At 56.3% G+C, this 16,919-nt stretch carries 17 protein-coding genes; 10 read left to right on the forward strand and 7 right to left on the reverse strand.

Going from position 1 to position 16,919, the window contains the following annotated elements; translation table 11 throughout:
• The first annotated feature begins 39 nt into the window (after positions 1–39).
• Together NZD89_RS09860 and NZD89_RS09865 are read left to right on the forward strand one after the other, a co-directional pair.
• Positions 40–690 carry an MBL fold metallo-hydrolase gene (locus tag NZD89_RS09860; protein ID WP_268007537.1) on the forward strand — a complete coding sequence of 217 codons (651 nt, stop codon included), beginning with the start codon at positions 40–42 and terminating at the stop codon, positions 688–690.
• Positions 691–818: 128 nt separating this feature from the next.
• A complete protein-coding gene (locus NZD89_RS09865; RefSeq protein WP_268007538.1) occupies positions 819–1,043 on the forward strand; it encodes a hypothetical protein in 225 nt (74 codons plus the stop codon).
• 2 nt (positions 1,044–1,045) lie between these two features.
• On the opposite strand, the gene NZD89_RS09870 is transcribed toward NZD89_RS09865, so the two are convergent.
• The 4 genes from NZD89_RS09870 to NZD89_RS09885 all read right to left on the reverse strand — a co-directional run bounded on the left by NZD89_RS09870 (position 1,046) and on the right by NZD89_RS09885 (position 6,176).
• A complete protein-coding gene (locus NZD89_RS09870) occupies positions 1,046–3,400 on the reverse strand; it encodes an EAL domain-containing protein (protein ID WP_268007539.1) in 2,355 nt (784 codons plus the stop codon).
• A gap of 215 nt (positions 3,401–3,615) precedes the next feature.
• Entirely contained in the window at positions 3,616–4,803 is a 1,188-nt protein-coding gene (locus tag NZD89_RS09875; protein ID WP_268007540.1) for a cation:proton antiporter, read from the reverse strand.
• Between the two features lie 44 nt (positions 4,804–4,847).
• The gene (locus tag NZD89_RS09880; RefSeq protein WP_268007541.1) at positions 4,848–5,381 is read right to left on the reverse strand and encodes a GNAT family N-acetyltransferase; all 534 of its coding nucleotides are present in this window, start codon (positions 5,379–5,381) and stop codon (positions 4,848–4,850) included.
• An 18-nt stretch (positions 5,382–5,399) separates the two neighbouring features.
• Positions 5,400–6,176, reverse strand: a complete 777-nt coding sequence (locus tag NZD89_RS09885; protein WP_268007542.1) for a TSUP family transporter — start codon at positions 6,174–6,176, stop codon at positions 5,400–5,402.
• Between the two features lie 312 nt (positions 6,177–6,488).
• Between NZD89_RS09885 and NZD89_RS09890 the strand changes: the two genes are divergently transcribed.
• Positions 6,489–7,055, forward strand: coding sequence for a GNAT family N-acetyltransferase (locus tag NZD89_RS09890; RefSeq protein WP_268007543.1), 567 nt, complete (start codon positions 6,489–6,491; stop codon positions 7,053–7,055).
• Positions 7,056–7,290: 235 nt separating this feature from the next.
• Positions 7,291–8,574 carry a sialidase family protein gene (locus NZD89_RS09895; protein ID WP_268007544.1) on the forward strand — a complete coding sequence of 428 codons (1,284 nt, stop codon included), beginning with the start codon at positions 7,291–7,293 and terminating at the stop codon, positions 8,572–8,574.
• Position 8,575: 1 nt separating this feature from the next.
• Here the strand turns inward: NZD89_RS09895 and hemG are convergent, their stop codons facing one another.
• From hemG to hemE, 3 genes are all read right to left on the reverse strand, one after another.
• Positions 8,576–10,009: a protoporphyrinogen oxidase gene (hemG, locus tag NZD89_RS09900; protein ID WP_268007545.1), complete on the reverse strand. Its 1,434-nt coding sequence runs from the start codon at positions 10,007–10,009 to the stop codon at positions 8,576–8,578.
• Positions 10,009–10,938: a ferrochelatase gene (hemH, locus tag NZD89_RS09905; protein WP_268007546.1), complete on the reverse strand. Its 930-nt coding sequence runs from the start codon at positions 10,936–10,938 to the stop codon at positions 10,009–10,011. The genes hemG and hemH overlap by 1 nt, the downstream gene beginning before the upstream one ends.
• A gap of 110 nt (positions 10,939–11,048) precedes the next feature.
• On the reverse strand, positions 11,049–12,230 hold the full coding sequence (hemE, locus tag NZD89_RS09910) for a uroporphyrinogen decarboxylase (protein WP_268007547.1): 1,182 nt from the start codon (positions 12,228–12,230) through the stop codon (positions 11,049–11,051).
• Positions 12,231–12,286: 56 nt separating this feature from the next.
• On the opposite strand from hemE, the gene NZD89_RS09915 reads away from it, so the two are divergent.
• The 6 genes from NZD89_RS09915 (at position 12,287) to dusB (ending at position 16,827) form a co-directional block, all read left to right on the forward strand.
• The gene (locus NZD89_RS09915; protein ID WP_268007548.1) at positions 12,287–12,730 is read left to right on the forward strand and encodes a BrxA/BrxB family bacilliredoxin; all 444 of its coding nucleotides are present in this window, start codon (positions 12,287–12,289) and stop codon (positions 12,728–12,730) included.
• Between the two features lie 150 nt (positions 12,731–12,880).
• On the forward strand, positions 12,881–13,561 hold the full coding sequence (locus tag NZD89_RS09920; protein ID WP_268007549.1) for a fumarylacetoacetate hydrolase family protein: 681 nt from the start codon (positions 12,881–12,883) through the stop codon (positions 13,559–13,561).
• Positions 13,558–14,229 carry a metal-dependent transcriptional regulator gene (locus NZD89_RS09925; protein WP_268007550.1) on the forward strand — a complete coding sequence of 224 codons (672 nt, stop codon included), beginning with the start codon at positions 13,558–13,560 and terminating at the stop codon, positions 14,227–14,229. The genes NZD89_RS09920 and NZD89_RS09925 overlap by 4 nt, the downstream gene beginning before the upstream one ends.
• A gap of 56 nt (positions 14,230–14,285) precedes the next feature.
• On the forward strand, positions 14,286–15,176 hold the full coding sequence (locus NZD89_RS09930) for a D-alanyl-D-alanine carboxypeptidase family protein (protein ID WP_268007551.1): 891 nt from the start codon (positions 14,286–14,288) through the stop codon (positions 15,174–15,176).
• Positions 15,177–15,434: 258 nt separating this feature from the next.
• Complete coding sequence (locus NZD89_RS09935) at positions 15,435–15,668, forward strand: TM2 domain-containing protein (protein ID WP_268007552.1); 234 nt, start codon at positions 15,435–15,437, stop codon at positions 15,666–15,668.
• 172 nt (positions 15,669–15,840) lie between these two features.
• On the forward strand, positions 15,841–16,827 hold the full coding sequence (gene dusB / locus NZD89_RS09940; RefSeq protein ID WP_268007553.1) for a tRNA dihydrouridine synthase DusB: 987 nt from the start codon (positions 15,841–15,843) through the stop codon (positions 16,825–16,827).
• The last annotated feature ends 92 nt before the right edge of the window (positions 16,828–16,919 follow it).

Here is a 16,919-nt window from a genome sequence, read left to right on the forward strand (position 1 = left end):
CGCATGGTCATCTTTGACGTAGAAGAGGAGGCAATGAGGATGGAAGTACGCCGCTTTGTGGTCAGTCCCTTGCGGTCCAACTGTTACGTCCTATCGGAGTCGCTCAGACCGGGCAGCCCGGCCGTGATCATCGACCCTGGGTACGACGAGTTGGAGGGCGTATTCGAATACATCGAACAACACGGATTGCGTGTTGTAGCCAATTGGAACACGCACGCGCATTTCGACCACGTGCTGGGCGTCGATCTCGTTCGCGACAAGTATCACTGCCCCGCTTACGTGCATAAGGCGGATGCAGACATTTGGGCGCGCACGCCACTCAATGCGATGCGATGGATAGGCAAGGAATGCGCTTTGCTGCGTACCCCGGACGGGTATTTGGCCGACGGCGATGTGTTGACGCTTGGATCAGAGGCGTTTACAGTCTGGCATACGCCTGGACACTCCCCTGGTGGGGTTTGTTTTGTGGGCACTTCCCTCGCCGTCACAGGAGACACGTTATTCAAGGGGACGGTCGGTCGGACAGACCTTGAGGAATCGAGCCCGGAAGCGATGGAAGCTTCGTTGGAACGAATCCTTGCGTGGGACGATGAACTGCTCTTGTATCCGGGCCATGGCGACGAGACGACGATGAGCGAAGAGCGGGAGAAAAACCGCTTCTTGCGAATCGCGGCGCGCGGCGGTCGATAATCGTACGGATGGTGCGATACAAAGTCTGGGCTGTACCGATGGAACACGTTTTGTCGGTACAGCCCAGACTTTTTTGTATCGATTTCAGGATCATCGTTCAAGCTACGGTTGAGTAGGAGGCATCAGCGATGATCAATCATGAGATTCATGCGTCTCACAAGTGTTTCGTGTGTGACCACAACATTCCGTGGACAGGAGATGTCTTTGGCAACGTCATCATCAGTCACGGCAATGAGGTGGATGCTACTATTGCGGTCAGCGCACAGCAGGGCGACTATGTGGAGTGCTCGGTGCAACTCCAGTGTCCAGAGTGTGGCGGCGTCAACCAGTTCAAGGTTCTACATCACAGGTGACGTCAACGTCGCCCTAGATGCCTCAGGCACAGAGGTGGAAGCTCCATCGCCCTGCTAGACGATTGGAGGTACAAGTCGTTCAGACTACAGAGCTTTCCTGTGGACTCTCCCGCTCGTACGTCAAACGCCTGCGTTGGGTCCCCAAGCCGCTCAGCGCGCGTTTGCAGCATTTGCAGTTGTTCGGTCAACTGGCGTTTCAGGTGCGCCACCTCGAGGGCAGCATCGCCAAATACGACGACCAATAAATCCCCTGAACTGAGGCGAACAGGGAGCGTGTACTCGCCCATGTTACAGCGCACCAGTTCCGCCAGACGCTCTATTGCTTGTTCGCCTTCGCCGAGGTGGAGGTGTTCAAAATCGACAATCGATAAGAATAGCAGGGATAAATCCATCGACACTGGAAACGGGCGATGACACACCTTTTCGAGAAATGTCACCGGATCTTCCGACAGTATGAGGGAGCTGAGAAAGCCTCGCGTATAACATCCTGTGGTGTGATCGAGATAGGCGTGCCCGAATTGTCGCTCGTTCTGATAGGCGGCATAGATGCTGCCTCCTAGCCGGGAGGCGAGGCGGTGCAGCAACCGACGGTCGTTGTCGTTGTATAGCTCCGCGTGACTGGACTGCAGCGTAAACATGCCGTATACCTCGTGACCCTGTAGTAAGGGTACGCGAATGATGCTGCGGATACCTTGTGCACTTAGCGCATAATCCTCATGGAACTCAGGGTTTTTCAAGATGTCTTTGCACATGGACGGTAGCCTTGTCTTGCGGACGAAATTGAGTCCACTCTTGGTCGTCGGTACAAACGTCCCAACTATCCTCGCTGGAATGTCGTCGCGCATGGACGCTTCGTGAACCAGGCAGTAACGATCATCTTCCCCGGCAAGTTCAATGCTAAAGCGGTCGCACGGAATCCGCTCCACGATGAAATCCGGTAACGCACTCACCAATTCCCCTAAGTCTTTCCTTCTTAAGACAGCCATCCCGACGCGTTCCAACCACTCGAATTCAGCCAACTGAAGTGCCAGTGTGTTGTGGTCTTGTCCCGGGTGGAACCCGCGTGGTTGAGGAGAGGACTCGAATGCCGTCAACTGAAACGCCGTGGGTGGGACCGGCTCACCGAATAGATAGCCTTGAATCTCATCGCACTTGTTATCCCGCAGAAAGTCAAACTGCTGGACGGTCTCCACGCCTTCGGCAACCACGTTCAAATTCAGGGACTTGGCGAGCGAGATAATCGCGCCAATGACCGGGTTTTGATTGGCCGCGCTCTGGATGCCTGCGGTGAAGGAGCGGTCAATCTTGAGCGTGTGTACAGGAAAGCGCATCAGATAACTCAATGAAGAATAGCCGATGCCAAAATCGTCGATGGCGATTCGAACGCCGAGGTTTCGAAGCTCGGTGAGTGTGTGAACCGCTCGGTCAACATCGTGCATGGCTGTCCGTTCCGTGATTTCCAGTTCGAGTAGGCTGGGGTCCATCTTCGTGTCCTGAAGGATGTCCCGCACGAGTTTTGGGAACCCCGGTTGGCCGAATTGACGACTGGAGACGTTGACACTCATGCGCACGCGGTACCCGTCCTGCAGCCATCTGGCCCCTTGTTCGCAGACAGAGCGCAACACGTACTCGTCGATTGGCAGAATCAAGTCGCTCGACTCTGCGACCGGAATAAATCGATGTGGGGGAATTTCACCGAATTCGGAGTGACGCCAGCGGCAGAGCGCTTCCGCGCCCACCACCTGCATGGATTTGGCTTGGATCTTTGGTTGATAGTAAATCTCCAAGTCCTTGTTGCGCAGCGCATTGCGCAACATCGTCTCCACGATAAGTGGGGTGAGCATTCCCTCAGAAACAGCGTTTGAACTGACGCACACTTGGTTTCGCCCGGCGTCTTTCGCGCACTTCGAGGCGGATTCGGCGAGAACGAGCGCGCGCTCGCAGAGGGAGCCTTCGGATGGTTGCGTGGCGACACCGATACTGGCCGTCACGACGACATCCCTGTTTTCAACTCGATGTGGTTCCGCAAGTGCGTGGAGAATGCGTTCGGCGAGCGTGTAGACTGCGTCACCGTCCATGTTGAAGCATGCGACCACGAACTCGTCGCCGCCAAAGCGGCCGACGAGGGATTCACTCGGGACGTGGTGAACAATTCGGCGGGCAATCTCCTGTAATATTGTGTCGCCGACGCCGTATGTAAAATTCTCGTTAATTTGTCGGAATCGATCCAGGTTGATGAACACAATCGACGACGACGAAATATTGGGCATTTGAGTGCCCACAGCGAGCAGGAACTGACTGCGGGAGAGCAGGTTGGTCAACGGATCTCGATTGACCGCAATGGATTCATAGCCCACGAAGTCACCGCCTAATCATGAGGTCGAATGTGAAAAAGGTGACAAAATTTACGAGATTCATCCAACTTCCTGCTTCGACATGAATCCTTGAAAATCCTTTCGATTCGACCACACAAAAAAGGGCGCAATGCGGGGAACACATTGCGCCAAACGGAGTAAGGGGTCTTGCACGACCTTATGATGCCACGCAATCATTGAATAACGCTTGAAAGCCGTCATGAAGATATATCTGCTGACCGCTGTTTTGAGAGGATTGCCACGAAGGCGATGGGTGACAGCATACTGGTGAACACCGCGACGAGGATGATACAGTCCGCAAACTGCTGTGACATCGTTCCGATTTGTACACCGATTTGTGCAGCGGCCGCGATGAGGCTCAGTCGTGCCGAAAGCAAAATGCCTCCCCCCATCGCCTTGCGCCACCCAAACTGCCGCACGAGGTGTAGGGAAGGGATGAGCTTGACGACGAAGGCCACCACGGTGAGAACGGGAATCCAGACAAGCGTGTCGCGGGATAGGACGGATCGAAAATCGAAGTCGAGTCCGACCGAGATGAAGAATAGTGGAATGAAGAAGCCATAGCCAATCCCGTGGCTGTAGTCGCGCAGTTTGTCCTTGAAAGAAAACGGGAGTGCCGACACTAACATCCCGACCAAAAAACTGCCTAGAATCGGTTCAGCGCCAGTGAAATCGGCGAGGGTGACAGTGACGGAGAGCAGGGCCACGACGGCTCGGATGCGAACTTGTACGTCGCCTGCGAGGCGGCGCAGCGCGGGCAGCCGCTGCACGCTGCGAAGCACGCCATAGACGAGGATGGTAAATGGAATGATGGCGCAGGTGAGGAGCACCCGGGTGAAACTGCCTGATATCTGAATCGTAATAAACATGGAGAGTAAAAACATCGTGAGAAAGTCGGCCAGCAGGGCGCTGACGAGGAGCGTCTGTCCAAACGTCGATTTGAGGAGTCCGGTTTCTTCCAAAATCGGTAAGATGACGCCGAGTGACGTAGTCGAAAACAGCAGTGCCAACATGTAAGGGTTCGTCGGAGGTGGGGTCAAGTGGCACAGCCACAATGAGATGCCGAAACTGAGTAAGAGCGTCCCGCAAAAAATAGACAGTCCGGTGGCGACGGTTGGAGAATGCCTGCCAACTGGGCGGAGCTGCCTGATGTCGATTTCCATCCCCGAGATGTACATCAGGAACAAGAGCCCAAAGTCGGCCAGATGGTTTAGCCAATCCACCTCTGTCCCTGTGATGTGCAACCTGGGTGCTTGAAGGAGAACACCGAACAGCAAGTAACCGACCGTCGATGGGATGCGCAGGAGTGGAATCCGGCTCAACGACGCACTGAACACGAATGATGCGGCGAGTATTAGAAGAAAGACGAACAACGTGTCGCTCACGAACGGCACCTCCCGCAGTCCATCTTATGTTCTGCGGGACAAGTCTAGCACTGGTCTTCATGCGGCAATTCGCGATAGGTGCGTATGTCCATCGCGTAGAGGTGGACAAGTGTTCCTCGAAACACCGTATCGCGCTGATGTTGCATCCCGATCTTTTGAGCGACCCGAATGGAGCGTACATTGTTTGGTTGAATCAAGCTGACGATCTCGCTCTGATGGAGTTGCTCAAAGGCGAGATTGCGGAAGAATAGCGCTGCCTCTGTCGCGAGACCTCGCCCCCAGTGGCGTTTTGCCACCCAATAACCGAGTTCCATGTGCAATCTGCCGTCTATCTCAATCGGGACCAAACCTGCGTGTCCAACTGGTTGCTGGGTCGCTTTTAAGACCATGACGAGTACGCCCTTACCGAGTTCAGACCTCGAGAGCCAATACGGGTAGTTCATCTTTAAATGTGCTTTTTCGTGCACTTCTCCTGACCCGATAAACCGCACGACGTCTGGGTCTTGCCAGAGACTTAAATAAAATAGGAAATCGTCGACACGGTACGGGCGGAACCAAAGCCTAGCTGTTTCGAGCATGTTTTTGCCCCACTTTTCTCAGTCCGCAAGCAGCGTATACAGTTGCTGAGCGATGACAAAACAAGTGACCGCAATGAAGATTGGACGTACGTACTTGGCCCCGCGACGGATGGCGAACTGTGAACCGAGTATCGCCCCAATCACCATACCGGCACCGAGAATCAGACCGGCCAGGTAGTGTACCGCGTCGAGGGTGACAAATGCGGACAACGCGCCCAAATTGGTTCCAAAATTCAGGGTGCGGGCGTTGCCGCTGGCGTTCACGAAGTCAAAACCCAAGAGGACAAAAATCATCATCAAAAACGAGCCTGTCCCAGGGCCGAAGAACCCGTCGTAGAAGCCCACCACGAGGGCCGCCAGACATGCGAACAGAAAGACTGAGCGCGTCAGCGACTCCCGGTTCGGGTTCAATCCGAGCCGCTTGTTCCAGAGCGTGTAGCCGGCTACGAGGATGAGGAGAATCAGGACGAGCGGGCGGAGAAACGTCGACGGCAGGTGATGGACGACCACGGCGCCGCTCGCGCCGCCAAGGACAGCAAGTGGGAACGAAAGGCCGACCACGCGGTAGGTGACTTTTCCAGAGCGAAGGTATGAGAGCGTGCTCGTCAGCGAGCCCATGGTTCCAGCCAGCTTATTGGTCCCCAATGCAGCTGCGGGCGGAAACCCTACGAACAGGAGTGCCGGAAGAGAGACGAGCCCACCGCCGCCGACTGTCGAATCGATGAAGCCTGACAAGAGTCCGGATACAGCAAGCGTGATCCAGACCGTTACGTGATGTTCGTAAAGCAAGTTCATCCGGCCTTTCTCGTCAAATACAACCCATTGTAGCGCTCTATGAATAGTGTGGCAATCAGAGGTTTTGAAGAGAATTTGATGCATCGTCGGTACGGTAGTGCTGTGTTGCCGTCCGGGAGCAGACCTCTGTGGTCGCTCCCTCTTTTTATGCTGTGCACACGTCTTTTTTGGAGGCGATTGGGGCTTTGCTGTAGGCAAACCTAGCTCACGCCCGTGGCCGAATTTTTGTTATAATGATGGTGGCCTGGAGAACTGCCGGGCCATCGCCCGCGTTCTTCCAGGCTGTATTCGAGGGGAGGAATGCGAAGCGTTATGAGCATTGTCAAAGATGTACCTGTGCCGTCGTATTACCGCAAGTTGGCCAGTTATTTCCCAGCTCACGAGATGAAGCACGTTCGCCAATTGCAGGCGCTCGTGGAGGATGTACCGTACTACGGTTTACTGGAGACGAGAGAGTACCTGGTTCTCTACGGGGATTTCTCAGATTTTTTGTTCATCGATTATCTTTTGGTGAATCGAGACCAACGGGGGAGTGGCGTGGGTAGTCGATTGCTGAAGCAGCTTCAATCCAGACATGTTCCTATCCTCTTAGAAGTTGAGCCCGTCGACCCAAACGATGTGGATACCGAAAAACGACGCCGTTTTTATGAGCGCAACGGGTTTGCGATGGCGCATGGTGTTCAGTACGAACGGGAAGACCGGCACGGTGAGCCGTACACGATGGATCTTCTGTACTGGTCTCCGTCGCAAAAGATAAGCGATGACCGCGTCCTGCGCATGATGACGACCGTGTGCCATCGCATTCACAACTATCGTGCAATGCAGTTTTACGACCGAATTCCCGCACAGCCAGAAGAAGTTCTTTCGCTCGTCAAATAAACTCGTCAGATAAATTGGTACATCCGTGAATGCAAATCTCGGCGGACTCGGGGTGTCCAGCAAGTGTCCCCCACACTTGCTGGACACCCTTTTTCGCGTTGGCGAGCGTGTGCGCCGCGTGGCGCCAGCCCAGTGTTCGCGGGAACCACTCGTGTTCTGGTGCACGTATGGAAACTGTAGTGTCAGACAAGCTACCAGAAGACGAGAATGGAACGTCGGAGAGGGAGCGTACATCATGCGGTTCACAGGTGCAGTGTTGATTGTGGTGATACTCGCGATGGGCGTGGTCGGGTGCGGTAGCCCACATCGCCTGCAGGCGCTCGCCTCGAACCGCGAACCATCTGTGAGTGTGCGGCTTTCGCGCGAGCGGATCACAGCTTCTGTCACGAGCATTCGCCCCGAACGCGCCGTACCTGCGCCCGTGCACCTGAGTCAGTTAAAGCGCAGCAACACGTGGGACAACCTCCATTTTTCATCCGATCTCACAGGCTATCGATGGGGGTTCATGGACGGCAACTTCAACATGCAGAGGACGACCGACGGCGGCCGTCGTTGGCTTGACCTCAGCCTACCCGCTGCGTACTCTTCAGCGCTTGAAAGTCGGGGGCCGAACCCGACGCCCTTCGTCGAAGTGGCGGATGGAGCATCCATCTATGTCTTGACGAACGACTCTAAACAGTTCACCGTCTTGCAGGCGGATGACTCCGGGCGCCATTGGCGTGTACATAAATTCGCATTACCCAGATCTGAATTCGCGTTGGAGAGCGTGACGATGGTTCGGGGCGGCGTGGGCTGGGCCATTTTCCGCGATGCGGCGGCAGGGACGTCGCACGATCTCGTCCGATTTCAGACGCGGGCGCCAAAAATGCAGATTCAGCACGTTGCGCCAGGATCACGAGACGCTGGACTGGTCGGCACTACGCAAGCTACTGTGAAATTTCGTGACGAGCGCTGTGGGTGGATTGTCGCCGTCGCGGCGGATGGAAAGTTGCACGATTATCTCACGTCAGATGGGGGGGCTACTTGGCACGCCAGAACGATTCCCGCGCCATCCGGTTTGACGCACTTTATGTGTGTTCGGGCGTACAAACCGGTAATGCACGAGCAAGAGGGGACGTTTGTAGCGCGCTATCTCGGTACAGACGCCGGACACGCAGTGGTCAGAACGGTCGTCTATCATACGAACGACGGCGGAACCCATCTTCAAGCGACGGTCGCACAGACACTCGACGACGCCACGTCAGACTACATGGGGCACCCTGTACACTGGCTAGATTCAGATTCAGGTTATGCGATTCGGGATGGCCGACTGACGGTGACGAACGACTCCGGCCGGCTGTGGCACAACGTGCCTTCGCCGGCGCTCGAAACGGCTTTGCCTCGCTACCCTCGCGTCTTGGCGATTCAATTCCTGTCGCAGACGGAGGGATTTGTCCATTTGCAGTCACGCGACTACGCACACACCGTGCTGCTGAAAACGGTGGATGGCGGAACGACCTGGGACAGGATGTGCGAGTGAACTACCGCGCAACCCGTTGCGAACAGAGATAGGAGAGCGTCTCTGCCGCCACTTCTTCGCCATGTGCAATGCAATCTGGCAGCCCGAGGCCCCGATAGCCGCCACCAGCTACGCGAATGCCAGGCAGTGTGGCGCGAATGTCCTCTTGCAACTGGTGCCATTGCTCTACGTGACCTACCGGGTAGTTTGGCATCGCTCGTTCCCATCTCGTCACCTTGTGAAACACAGGAGACGGCGTCAACCCGATCAAGTCGCGTACCTCGCCGTGTACGACTCGAGCCATTTCCGAGTCGTCGAGCGCCAGGTGCTGCTCTTGTCCAGCGCGACCGACGTAACAGCGAAGGATGACAAACCGATCATCTGTGGTGTGCGGCCATTTGCTCGACACCCATGTGCTGGCAGTGATGGCGCGATGCTCAGAGCGCGGAACCAAGAAGCCGGACGCATGCTTCAGGCTTACGTTCACGGCATCTGCAGGGTAGCCGAGGATGACCGTGGCCGTGGAGACGTACGGGACGTCAAACGCCTTCGATCGCTGTGGCAGATGTCCCCTCAGCAACTCATTCATCGCGTGGACTGGCGTGCAGATGATGACCGCGTCAAACGCCGCCGCGCGCTCTTCGCCCATCGATTCAACGGTCAACTCGTAGCCGTTTGGCCGGCGCTCGAGTCGGGTGACTCGGTGGGAGAGTCGCAGTTTAACAGTCGGTCCGAGTTCGTCAGCCAACCGCCCGATCACGGTTTCCAGACCGCCCTTCACCGTGATAAACGCACTTCGTCCACTTTGGTTGATTGGTTGTTTTTGCCGCGTCGTGCGCGCGCCGATGATGAGACTGCGGTATCTCTTTGCAAGTTCTCCGAATTGCGGCCAAGTGGCGCCGAGGCTCAAATCGTCAATTTTGCCCGCGTAGATACCTGCGAGGAGCGGTTCGGCCAAGCTGTCGACCCATTCGTCGCCGAGGCGGGCCCTGAGGAACGCCCCCAGTGAGATGTCGTGGGAGAGGTCGGTTTTCGGGAGGACGAGATCGAACAGGGTCCGCAGTTTTCCCTGAGGAGACAACACATCGGTTTCCATAAATGTGGAAACGTCCATTGGAATCGCCATGTGCGTACCTCGAGGCATGGACGACAGTTGCCCGTGCTTGACGATGTACGTGTGCGTGGAGCTAGGATTTTGATGCACGATTTCCGATTCGAGGCCAAGTTCCTTGAGGAGCTTTACGCCTGCAGGTTTCCTCGCAAGCATCGAGTCGGGCCCCGCCTCGAGGGTGAGACCCCCCTCGCGATACGTCATCACTTTGCCGCCGATCCGTCTATCTTCCTCGTATACGGTGATATCGAGCGGGAGTTGGTCGCGTTTTGCACTGTTAGCGAGGCGGCGGGCGGCGGTGAGACCGGTAATTCCAGCGCCGATCACGGCGACGCGAAAGGTCATTACTCCTCGACTCCTTGCCGTTCACATTTTCTCACAGCGTCTGCCAGCGCCTGGAGAAACGCCTTGTCGTCGTTCATCTGGCGGGTGCGTACGAGGTGGATGCCGAGTTCCTTCGCCACCTGTTGAGCTTCAATGTCGATGTCGTAGAGGACTTCCAAGTGATCTGCGACAAACCCTTGCGAACACGACACCACTTCCTCATAGCCCTCTTCCTTCAGGCTGCGAAGCACGTCGAGGATATCCGGCCCCATCCACGGCTCACCCGTCTGGCCCGCGCTCTGCCATCCGAACCGGTAGTGTTTGAGCTCAAGCCGCCGCGCGACTTCCTCTCCGGATTCGTGAAGTTGTGTGACGTATGGGTCGTTCATCTGGAGAATTCGCTCAGGCAAGCTGTGCGCCGAGAAGACGACCACCGCTTTGCTTGGGTCGGAACAGGCGGCGAGCGCCTCTCGCACTCGACTGGTCAAAATGTCGAGAAAGGCGGGTTCCAGATGCCACTGGTTCACGAGTTTTAGCTTCGGGCCTTCTAGCTGTTCTGCCTTCTCCCTCGCCGCCTTTTGGTAGCCGCCGACGCTCATATGCGAGTAGTGCGGAGCGAGAACGATGCCTATCGCTTCGTCCAACCCGTCGGCATGCATCGCTGCGACGGCGTCTTCGATGTATGGCGCGGTGTGTTTCATTCCCTGATATAGCCTCACTGGACGGCCCCCGTCAGAGTTCAGGATGGCGGCTATCCCGCGAGCTTGCGCGTCCGTGATCTGCGTCAGCGGAGATACCCCGCCGATGGCCTGATAGCGCCCGACCAGATCTGCCAATTGTTCGTCTGACGGGGCGCGTCCCCGCCGAATATGTGTGTAGTAAGGCAACACTTCGTCCAAATTGCGAGGTGTACCGTACGCCATTACGAGAAGCCCGAGTGGCTTTGTCATGAGGGCACCCCCTTCTGTTATCTCTCTATCCCTGTTCACGGTCCCAGGCGTCCGGCTCGCGGCGACATCCGATGCAGCCGCAAGCGGGTCGCACAGGGTCGATGCGACGTCTAACCCGCCAGTGGGTCAAACGCGTGCACGACGTCGACGAGAAACTTCAGCGCGTCGATGTCCGTGGTCGGTTTGACGCCGTGTCCCAAGTTGAAGACAAAACCAGGATCTTTCGCGCCTTGTTTTAGAATCTCCAACGCCCGACGCTCCATTTCGGACCGCGGCGCAAATAGCATCGCCGGGTCAAAATTGCCTTGGAGCGCCACGCCGCCGCCGACGCGCTCGCGCGCTCGCGCAAGTGGAACCCGCCAATCCACACCGACGACACTCGCGCCGGTCGCGGCGAATTCGCCGAGGAGCTCGCCCGTGTTCACGCCAAAGTAGATGAGCGGTACAGACAGTGGCTTCAGCCCTTCGAAAATGCGTTGCATGGTGGGTTTGACATAGCGCACGAAATCCCCTGGCGCTAAACTTCCGACCCAAGAGTCAAACACCTGCAGCGCCTTGGCACCCGCTTCAACTTGTTCTCGACCATAGCGGATGATCATGTCTGCCAGCTTGTCCATTAACTGTTGCCAGAGGTCCGGGCGGCTGACCATCATCTGTTTGGTTTGCAGATAGTCTCGAGATGGACCGCCTTCGACCATGTAACTTGCAAGTGTGAATGGCGCCCCCATAAAACCGATGAGAGGGACGCTTAATTCATTGGAAAGAAGGCGGATGGTTTCGAGCACGTGCGGAAGTTTTTCCTGTGCGTCGAACACTTGCAATCGTTCGACATCCCGCTCGTGGCGGATGGGCGACGCAATCACAGGGCCCACGTTCTCGCGAATTTCAAATGGCAATCCCATGGCACCCACGGGGATCATGATGTCAGAAAAGAGGATGGCCGCATCGACGCCCAACTTGTCGACAGGCATTTTTGTGACTTCGACAGCGACCTCAGGGTGCTCACAGATTTCGACGAGGCTGTAACGCTCGCGAATTGCCCGATAATCTGCATCGTAGCGGCCGGCTTGGCGCATAAACCAAACTGGCACCGTCTTCGTCTGTTCGAGTCGGCATGCACGTAGAAATGTATCATTGAACAAGGTTAACGAACTCCGTTTCACGCGAACTTTGCGAGGATTGTCGATTCCTGTAACTCTATCCTCTCCAGTTATAGCCGACGCGAGAAGCCGCATGCAAATTCTTTGCGCGATCTTCTTCACAAATTTGTACGACGTTCGCCAAACTGTCATTTGCTCGCGCACCGGGGTATAATGAAAAGGGATGATCTAACAAGGAGGTCTTGCTCGTGAGTTTGGAACTGGATTTCTATCAGATGATGATTCAACCGATGCGTGACGAATTGACACAAGTCGGTTTTCGTGAACTCCGCAGTGCGCAAGAAGTGGACGAAGTCATGGCCGAGCAGAGCGGCACGACGCTGTTTGTCGTAAACTCAGTCTGTGGCTGCGCCGGGGGCATCGCGCGCCCGGGTGTGGCGATGGCTCTGGAAAACAGCAAGCTGCCAGACCGTTTGGTCACTGTCTTCGCCGGACAAGATAAGGATGCGACGGAACGCGCGCGCTCCTTTTTCACGAACATGCCGCCATCCTCGCCATCGATGTTCCTGTTCAAGGACGGGGAATTGGTCGGGGTTCTTCATCGCAGCGACATTGAAGGATCGACGGCGGAAGCAGTGGCTTCCAAATTAAAGGCCCTGTTCGACGAATACTGTACAGCGAAAGCAAACTGAGACTGAGTCATGCACGGGGCCAGCGCCAACGCGTGAATTCTCTGGACCACCTCTCGAGTCGGGCGCCTTGCTCGGCTCGTTTTGTGTACCAGGTCGAGTTACCATCCACTGTGGTAAACTAGCTGCAAAAGCAGACGAGGGGAATCTGGATTGGGAGAATTTAGACACTGGTGTTCTGCAGAGGACTCATTTCAGGAGATCCGCAATATTTTTTGCGTCGGCCGCAACTATCGAGATCACGCCAGTGAACTGGGCAACGCGGTTCCGAGCGAGCCGATGATTTTTGCGAAGCCCACGCACGCGCTCGTCGCGGCGCGAGGGACCGTGGCTCTCCCGGCTTCGCGGCAAGAAATCCACCATGAATTGGAAATTGTATTATACATCGACAAGCCTGTGGCACCCTCATCCACCGCTCGTGACGTAGTAGGGGCAGTGGCGCTCGGCTTGGATTTGACGGATCGAGCTGCACAGACGAAGTTGAAGGAAAAGGGGCATCCCTGGGAGTACGCCAAAGGTTTTGTCGGTTCGGCCATCCTCAGTGACTTCTACCGGTTTCAAGACTTTCGCGACGTCGAAGGATGCCACTTTGCATTTGATGTCAACGGCGTGACAGTGCAGTCCGGGAATCCCCGCGATATGGTGTTTGATTTCGACGCCCTCATCCAGCACGTGCGACGCCACTTCGGTTTGAACCGAGGAGACGTTCTGTTTACTGGTACGCCGGCCGGTGTCGGTCCGCTGCGCGATGGAGATCAATGTGTGTTTCAAATGAATCAGGAGACGTGGGCGGAGTTTCAAATTCAACACGTATTCGGCGGCGAGGGGGAATGAGTGTGTCGCGGACAAACGCCATGGATGCGTATCTCGAAGCGATCTACGTGATTAAGGCCGAAGGCGAAACCGTTCTAGCATCCAAGATCGCGGACTATTTGAACGTGTCTCGACCGACGGTTTCTCAGACGTTACAACGGATGAATACGGCAGGATACGTGACCACTGGTGACGGCAAGGAAGTCGTTCTGACGGAGGCCGGCCTCGCGCAGGCAGAGAAAATCGTTCGCAGACACAGGCTGTTAGAACGGTGGTTGACGGATCAGTTGGGACTCGACTGGGCGGATGCCCACGTCGAGGCGGGGCGGCTCGAGAACAGCGTTTCGCCGCTGGTCGAGGAACGACTCGCAAAGATGTTGGGAAACCCGACGACGTGTCCACATGGCAACGTGATTCCGGGGACCGGATACGCGCAGCCCAAGGGCATCCCGCTGTCCGATGCACGGCCGGACAGAACCGTCGAGGTCATTCGCATCGTGGAATTGGCCGAGGAAGATCTGGATCTCCTCCGGTACCTGTACAAGACCGGCTTCGTCCCCGGCGCCCGCTTGAAGGTCGAGTCGCAAAACCGCTTTCAGGCGGGGGTTCCGGTCGAGGTGCGGGGAGAGGTCATCTCCCTAGATCCGGCCGTCGCCTTGCGCATACTGGTTCGCGAGGTCGAAGCATAAAATTTGACCCAATTGCCCACCTTACCGTTTGAGAATGCGGAAAGGTGGGCTTTTGCATGCGACGAGACATGCGATCCCGACGGTGGATTCGACGCATCACTGCGCTATGCGCAGCACTTGTCGCCATGGTTGGGATATCGGTCGCTGGCGGCGAGACGGTGTGCGCACAGACCTCTGCGCCGTCAGGTCCATACGTAAATGCCAAGGCCGCCATTGTCTACGATGCCACGACGAAACGAGTCCTCTACGACAAGCGGGCGGACGAAGCGATGTACCCAGCGAGTACGACTAAGCTGATGACGGCTATTCTCTTAGTTCAGCACATGCACCCGGATGACCCGATCTATGTGGGGACGGAGGCAGCGCACCAACCGAAGGTTCGGCTCGGTGTCCAACCCGGGACGGAAATTCCTGCAGATGACGCTCTGCGGGCGCTCCTGATGAAGAGCGCCAACGACGTCGCGTACGGGATCGCCCAAACCGTGGGCGGATCGCAAGCGGGGTTTGCGCGGATGATGAACGTGGAGGCGCGGGTGTTGGGTTGTACGCACACCCAATTTGTCACCCCGAACGGCCTTCATGCTGAAGCGCATGCCACATCGGCGAAAGACATTGCACTGATCTTGGCAGAAGCCATCAAGTATCCTCGAATTGTCGAAGCGATGCAGACGCAACAGCACACGGTGGCCGGGAAGGCCATTCGCAACACGAATCGACTCGTCTACGGTCACGCGACGCCCATCGGTGAATATATCGGCGGCAAGACCGGATTTACTTCGAAAGCGATGTACTGTCTGGCGACTGCAGTCAAACAGGGCGCGGACGTGCGCATTAGCGTCGTGCTTGGCGCTCCTCGCAAGAGCCTGATGTACCGCGAAACCATTCGCCTTCTGTCGTGGTCAAACCGGGCGTTTGACACTTCTCAGCACACAGGCGAGGCTGAATGACGTTTGTGTAAGTAGAGCGTGGTGCACGACACGCGAGTCGCGGTCAGCGCCAGCCCACATTAATGTACGGGCGCACGCAGGGTTACAGTCGGCACTTCTGTTGTCGACCGTAACCCTGTTTGGCATGATGGGTGTTTCAGCGGTTGCTGTATCAAATGTCGCAGTGGAGGTTCGCGAACCAGACAGCCGTCCTCGTGTGCAAGTTGACAAGCGGTGGCGGCATAACTTGTATCAACGCACGGCTGTGGGGGCGATATGATGCAAAAGTCTGTGGCACTCGCGTACGTTCTTTGGTTTTTCCTCGGCTATTTAGGGATTCATCGCATGTACTGTGGTCGTGTCGGAAGCGGTGTGGCGATGCTGGCCCTAACGGTGTTTGGTACGCTCACAGTGGGCATTTTGATTGGCCATATCCTCATGATGATCGTGGGGATTTGGTGGCTCATCGACTTGTTTTTGACCGCCAAAATGGCTGGCTTTCCGCTGCGCTGAAGAAAACATCTGTGGCATCCCCGCAAGCTTTTTGCATCGGTTGATACCGAACGAAATGGCGCGTATAATTAAAATCATTGTCCTCAGGATGTCACTTGGCAGTTTATCGTGTTTTGAGGCCACACGTGGAACGACGCGTTTCCGATTCAGTGAAAAGGAGCGTTTTGTATAGATGAAAGTGAACATTGCGGGTGTGACACTCGCCAATCCTGTCGTTTTGGCGCCAATGGCGGGCGTCTGCAATCCACCGTTCCGAATTTTAGCCAAGGAACTTGGAGCTGGCATGGTATGCGCGGAAATGGTCAGCGATAAGGCGCTGATTCACGGAAGTGCCAAGAGTCAGCGAATGTTGACGATTCTGCCAGACGAACGGCCAGTCTCATTGCAGTTGATGGGCTATGACAAAGATTCGATGGAGAAAGCCGCTGCGATGGTCGGCGAGACGAACGCGGACCTCATCGACATCAACATGGGCTGTCCTGTATTAAAAATTTACAAGAACGGATCCGGTGCGGCACTCGCGAGGGATCCGAAGTACGCCGCAGAGATCGTCCGCGCCGTCGCCAGCCACGTGGACAAGCCAGTGACCGTGAAGTTCCGCAAAGGCTGGGACGACGATCACGTCAATGCGGTCGAAGTGGCACTTGCCGTGCAGGAGGCAGGTGCACAGGCAGTCGCCGTGCACGGGCGGACGGCGAAGCAGTTGTACACGGGGCGCGCGGATTGGGACATCATTCGACGCGTGAAAGAGGCGGTCAAGATTCCCGTCATCGGAAACGGGGACGTGGCCGAGCCCGAAGACGCCAAACGTCTCATGGAAGAGACGGGATGCGACGCGGTGATGGTCGGGCGTGCCGCGCTCGGAAATCCGTGGATTTTTCGCGAGATTGCCCACTTCCTCGACACGGGCGAGAAACTCGACGCGCCGAGCGTGCAAGAGCGGCTTGAGGTCACGCTGCGCCATATGAAATTGCTCGTCGAACACAAAGGCGAGGTCATCGGCGTCAAGGAAATGCGTAAACACGCCGCGTGGTATATCAAGGGACTGCCGGGTTCAGCCGATATGCGGACCATCATCAATCAACAGGTCACGATGGCGGGCATGGAAAACGCGTTGCTCTCCTATCTGCATGAGACGCTGAGCCAACGAAGTGCTTGATCGCTTGTGAGTTTTCGACGTTTCGCCCAATGCGAAGTCTGTGAACCTTTTGGAACAAAGTCGAGAATTGCTCACCAAAGGCACCCTACGAT

Origin of the sequence: Alicyclobacillus fastidiosus (assembly GCF_026651875.1) — a bacterium.
Taxonomy (GTDB): Bacteria; Bacillota; Bacilli; order Alicyclobacillales; family Alicyclobacillaceae; genus Alicyclobacillus; species Alicyclobacillus fastidiosus.

What these genes read in the sequence shown, in the direction of transcription:
- NZD89_RS09860 (WP_268007537.1), top strand. Translation starts at nt 40, where the DNA reads ATGGAAGTACGCCGCTTTGTGGTCAGTCCCTTGCGGTCCAACTGTTAC.
- NZD89_RS09865 (WP_268007538.1), top strand. Translation starts at nt 819, where the DNA reads ATGATCAATCATGAGATTCATGCGTCTCACAAGTGTTTCGTGTGTGAC.
- NZD89_RS09880 (WP_268007541.1), bottom strand. Translation starts at nt 5,381, where the DNA reads ATGCTCGAAACAGCTAGGCTTTGGTTCCGCCCGTACCGTGTCGACGAT.
- NZD89_RS09885 (WP_268007542.1), bottom strand. Translation starts at nt 6,176, where the DNA reads ATGAACTTGCTTTACGAACATCACGTAACGGTCTGGATCACGCTTGCT.
- NZD89_RS09890 (WP_268007543.1), top strand. Translation starts at nt 6,489, where the DNA reads ATGAGCATTGTCAAAGATGTACCTGTGCCGTCGTATTACCGCAAGTTG.
- NZD89_RS09895 (WP_268007544.1), top strand. Translation starts at nt 7,291, where the DNA reads ATGCGGTTCACAGGTGCAGTGTTGATTGTGGTGATACTCGCGATGGGC.
- hemG (WP_268007545.1), bottom strand. Translation starts at nt 10,009, where the DNA reads ATGACCTTTCGCGTCGCCGTGATCGGCGCTGGAATTACCGGTCTCACC.
- hemH (WP_268007546.1), bottom strand. Translation starts at nt 10,938, where the DNA reads ATGACAAAGCCACTCGGGCTTCTCGTAATGGCGTACGGTACACCTCGC.
- hemE (WP_268007547.1), bottom strand. Translation starts at nt 12,230, where the DNA reads ATGACAGTTTGGCGAACGTCGTACAAATTTGTGAAGAAGATCGCGCAA.
- NZD89_RS09925 (WP_268007550.1), top strand. Translation starts at nt 13,558, where the DNA reads ATGAGTGTGTCGCGGACAAACGCCATGGATGCGTATCTCGAAGCGATC.
- NZD89_RS09930 (WP_268007551.1), top strand. Translation starts at nt 14,286, where the DNA reads ATGCGACGAGACATGCGATCCCGACGGTGGATTCGACGCATCACTGCG.
- NZD89_RS09935 (WP_268007552.1), top strand. Translation starts at nt 15,435, where the DNA reads ATGCAAAAGTCTGTGGCACTCGCGTACGTTCTTTGGTTTTTCCTCGGC.
- dusB (WP_268007553.1), top strand. Translation starts at nt 15,841, where the DNA reads ATGAAAGTGAACATTGCGGGTGTGACACTCGCCAATCCTGTCGTTTTG.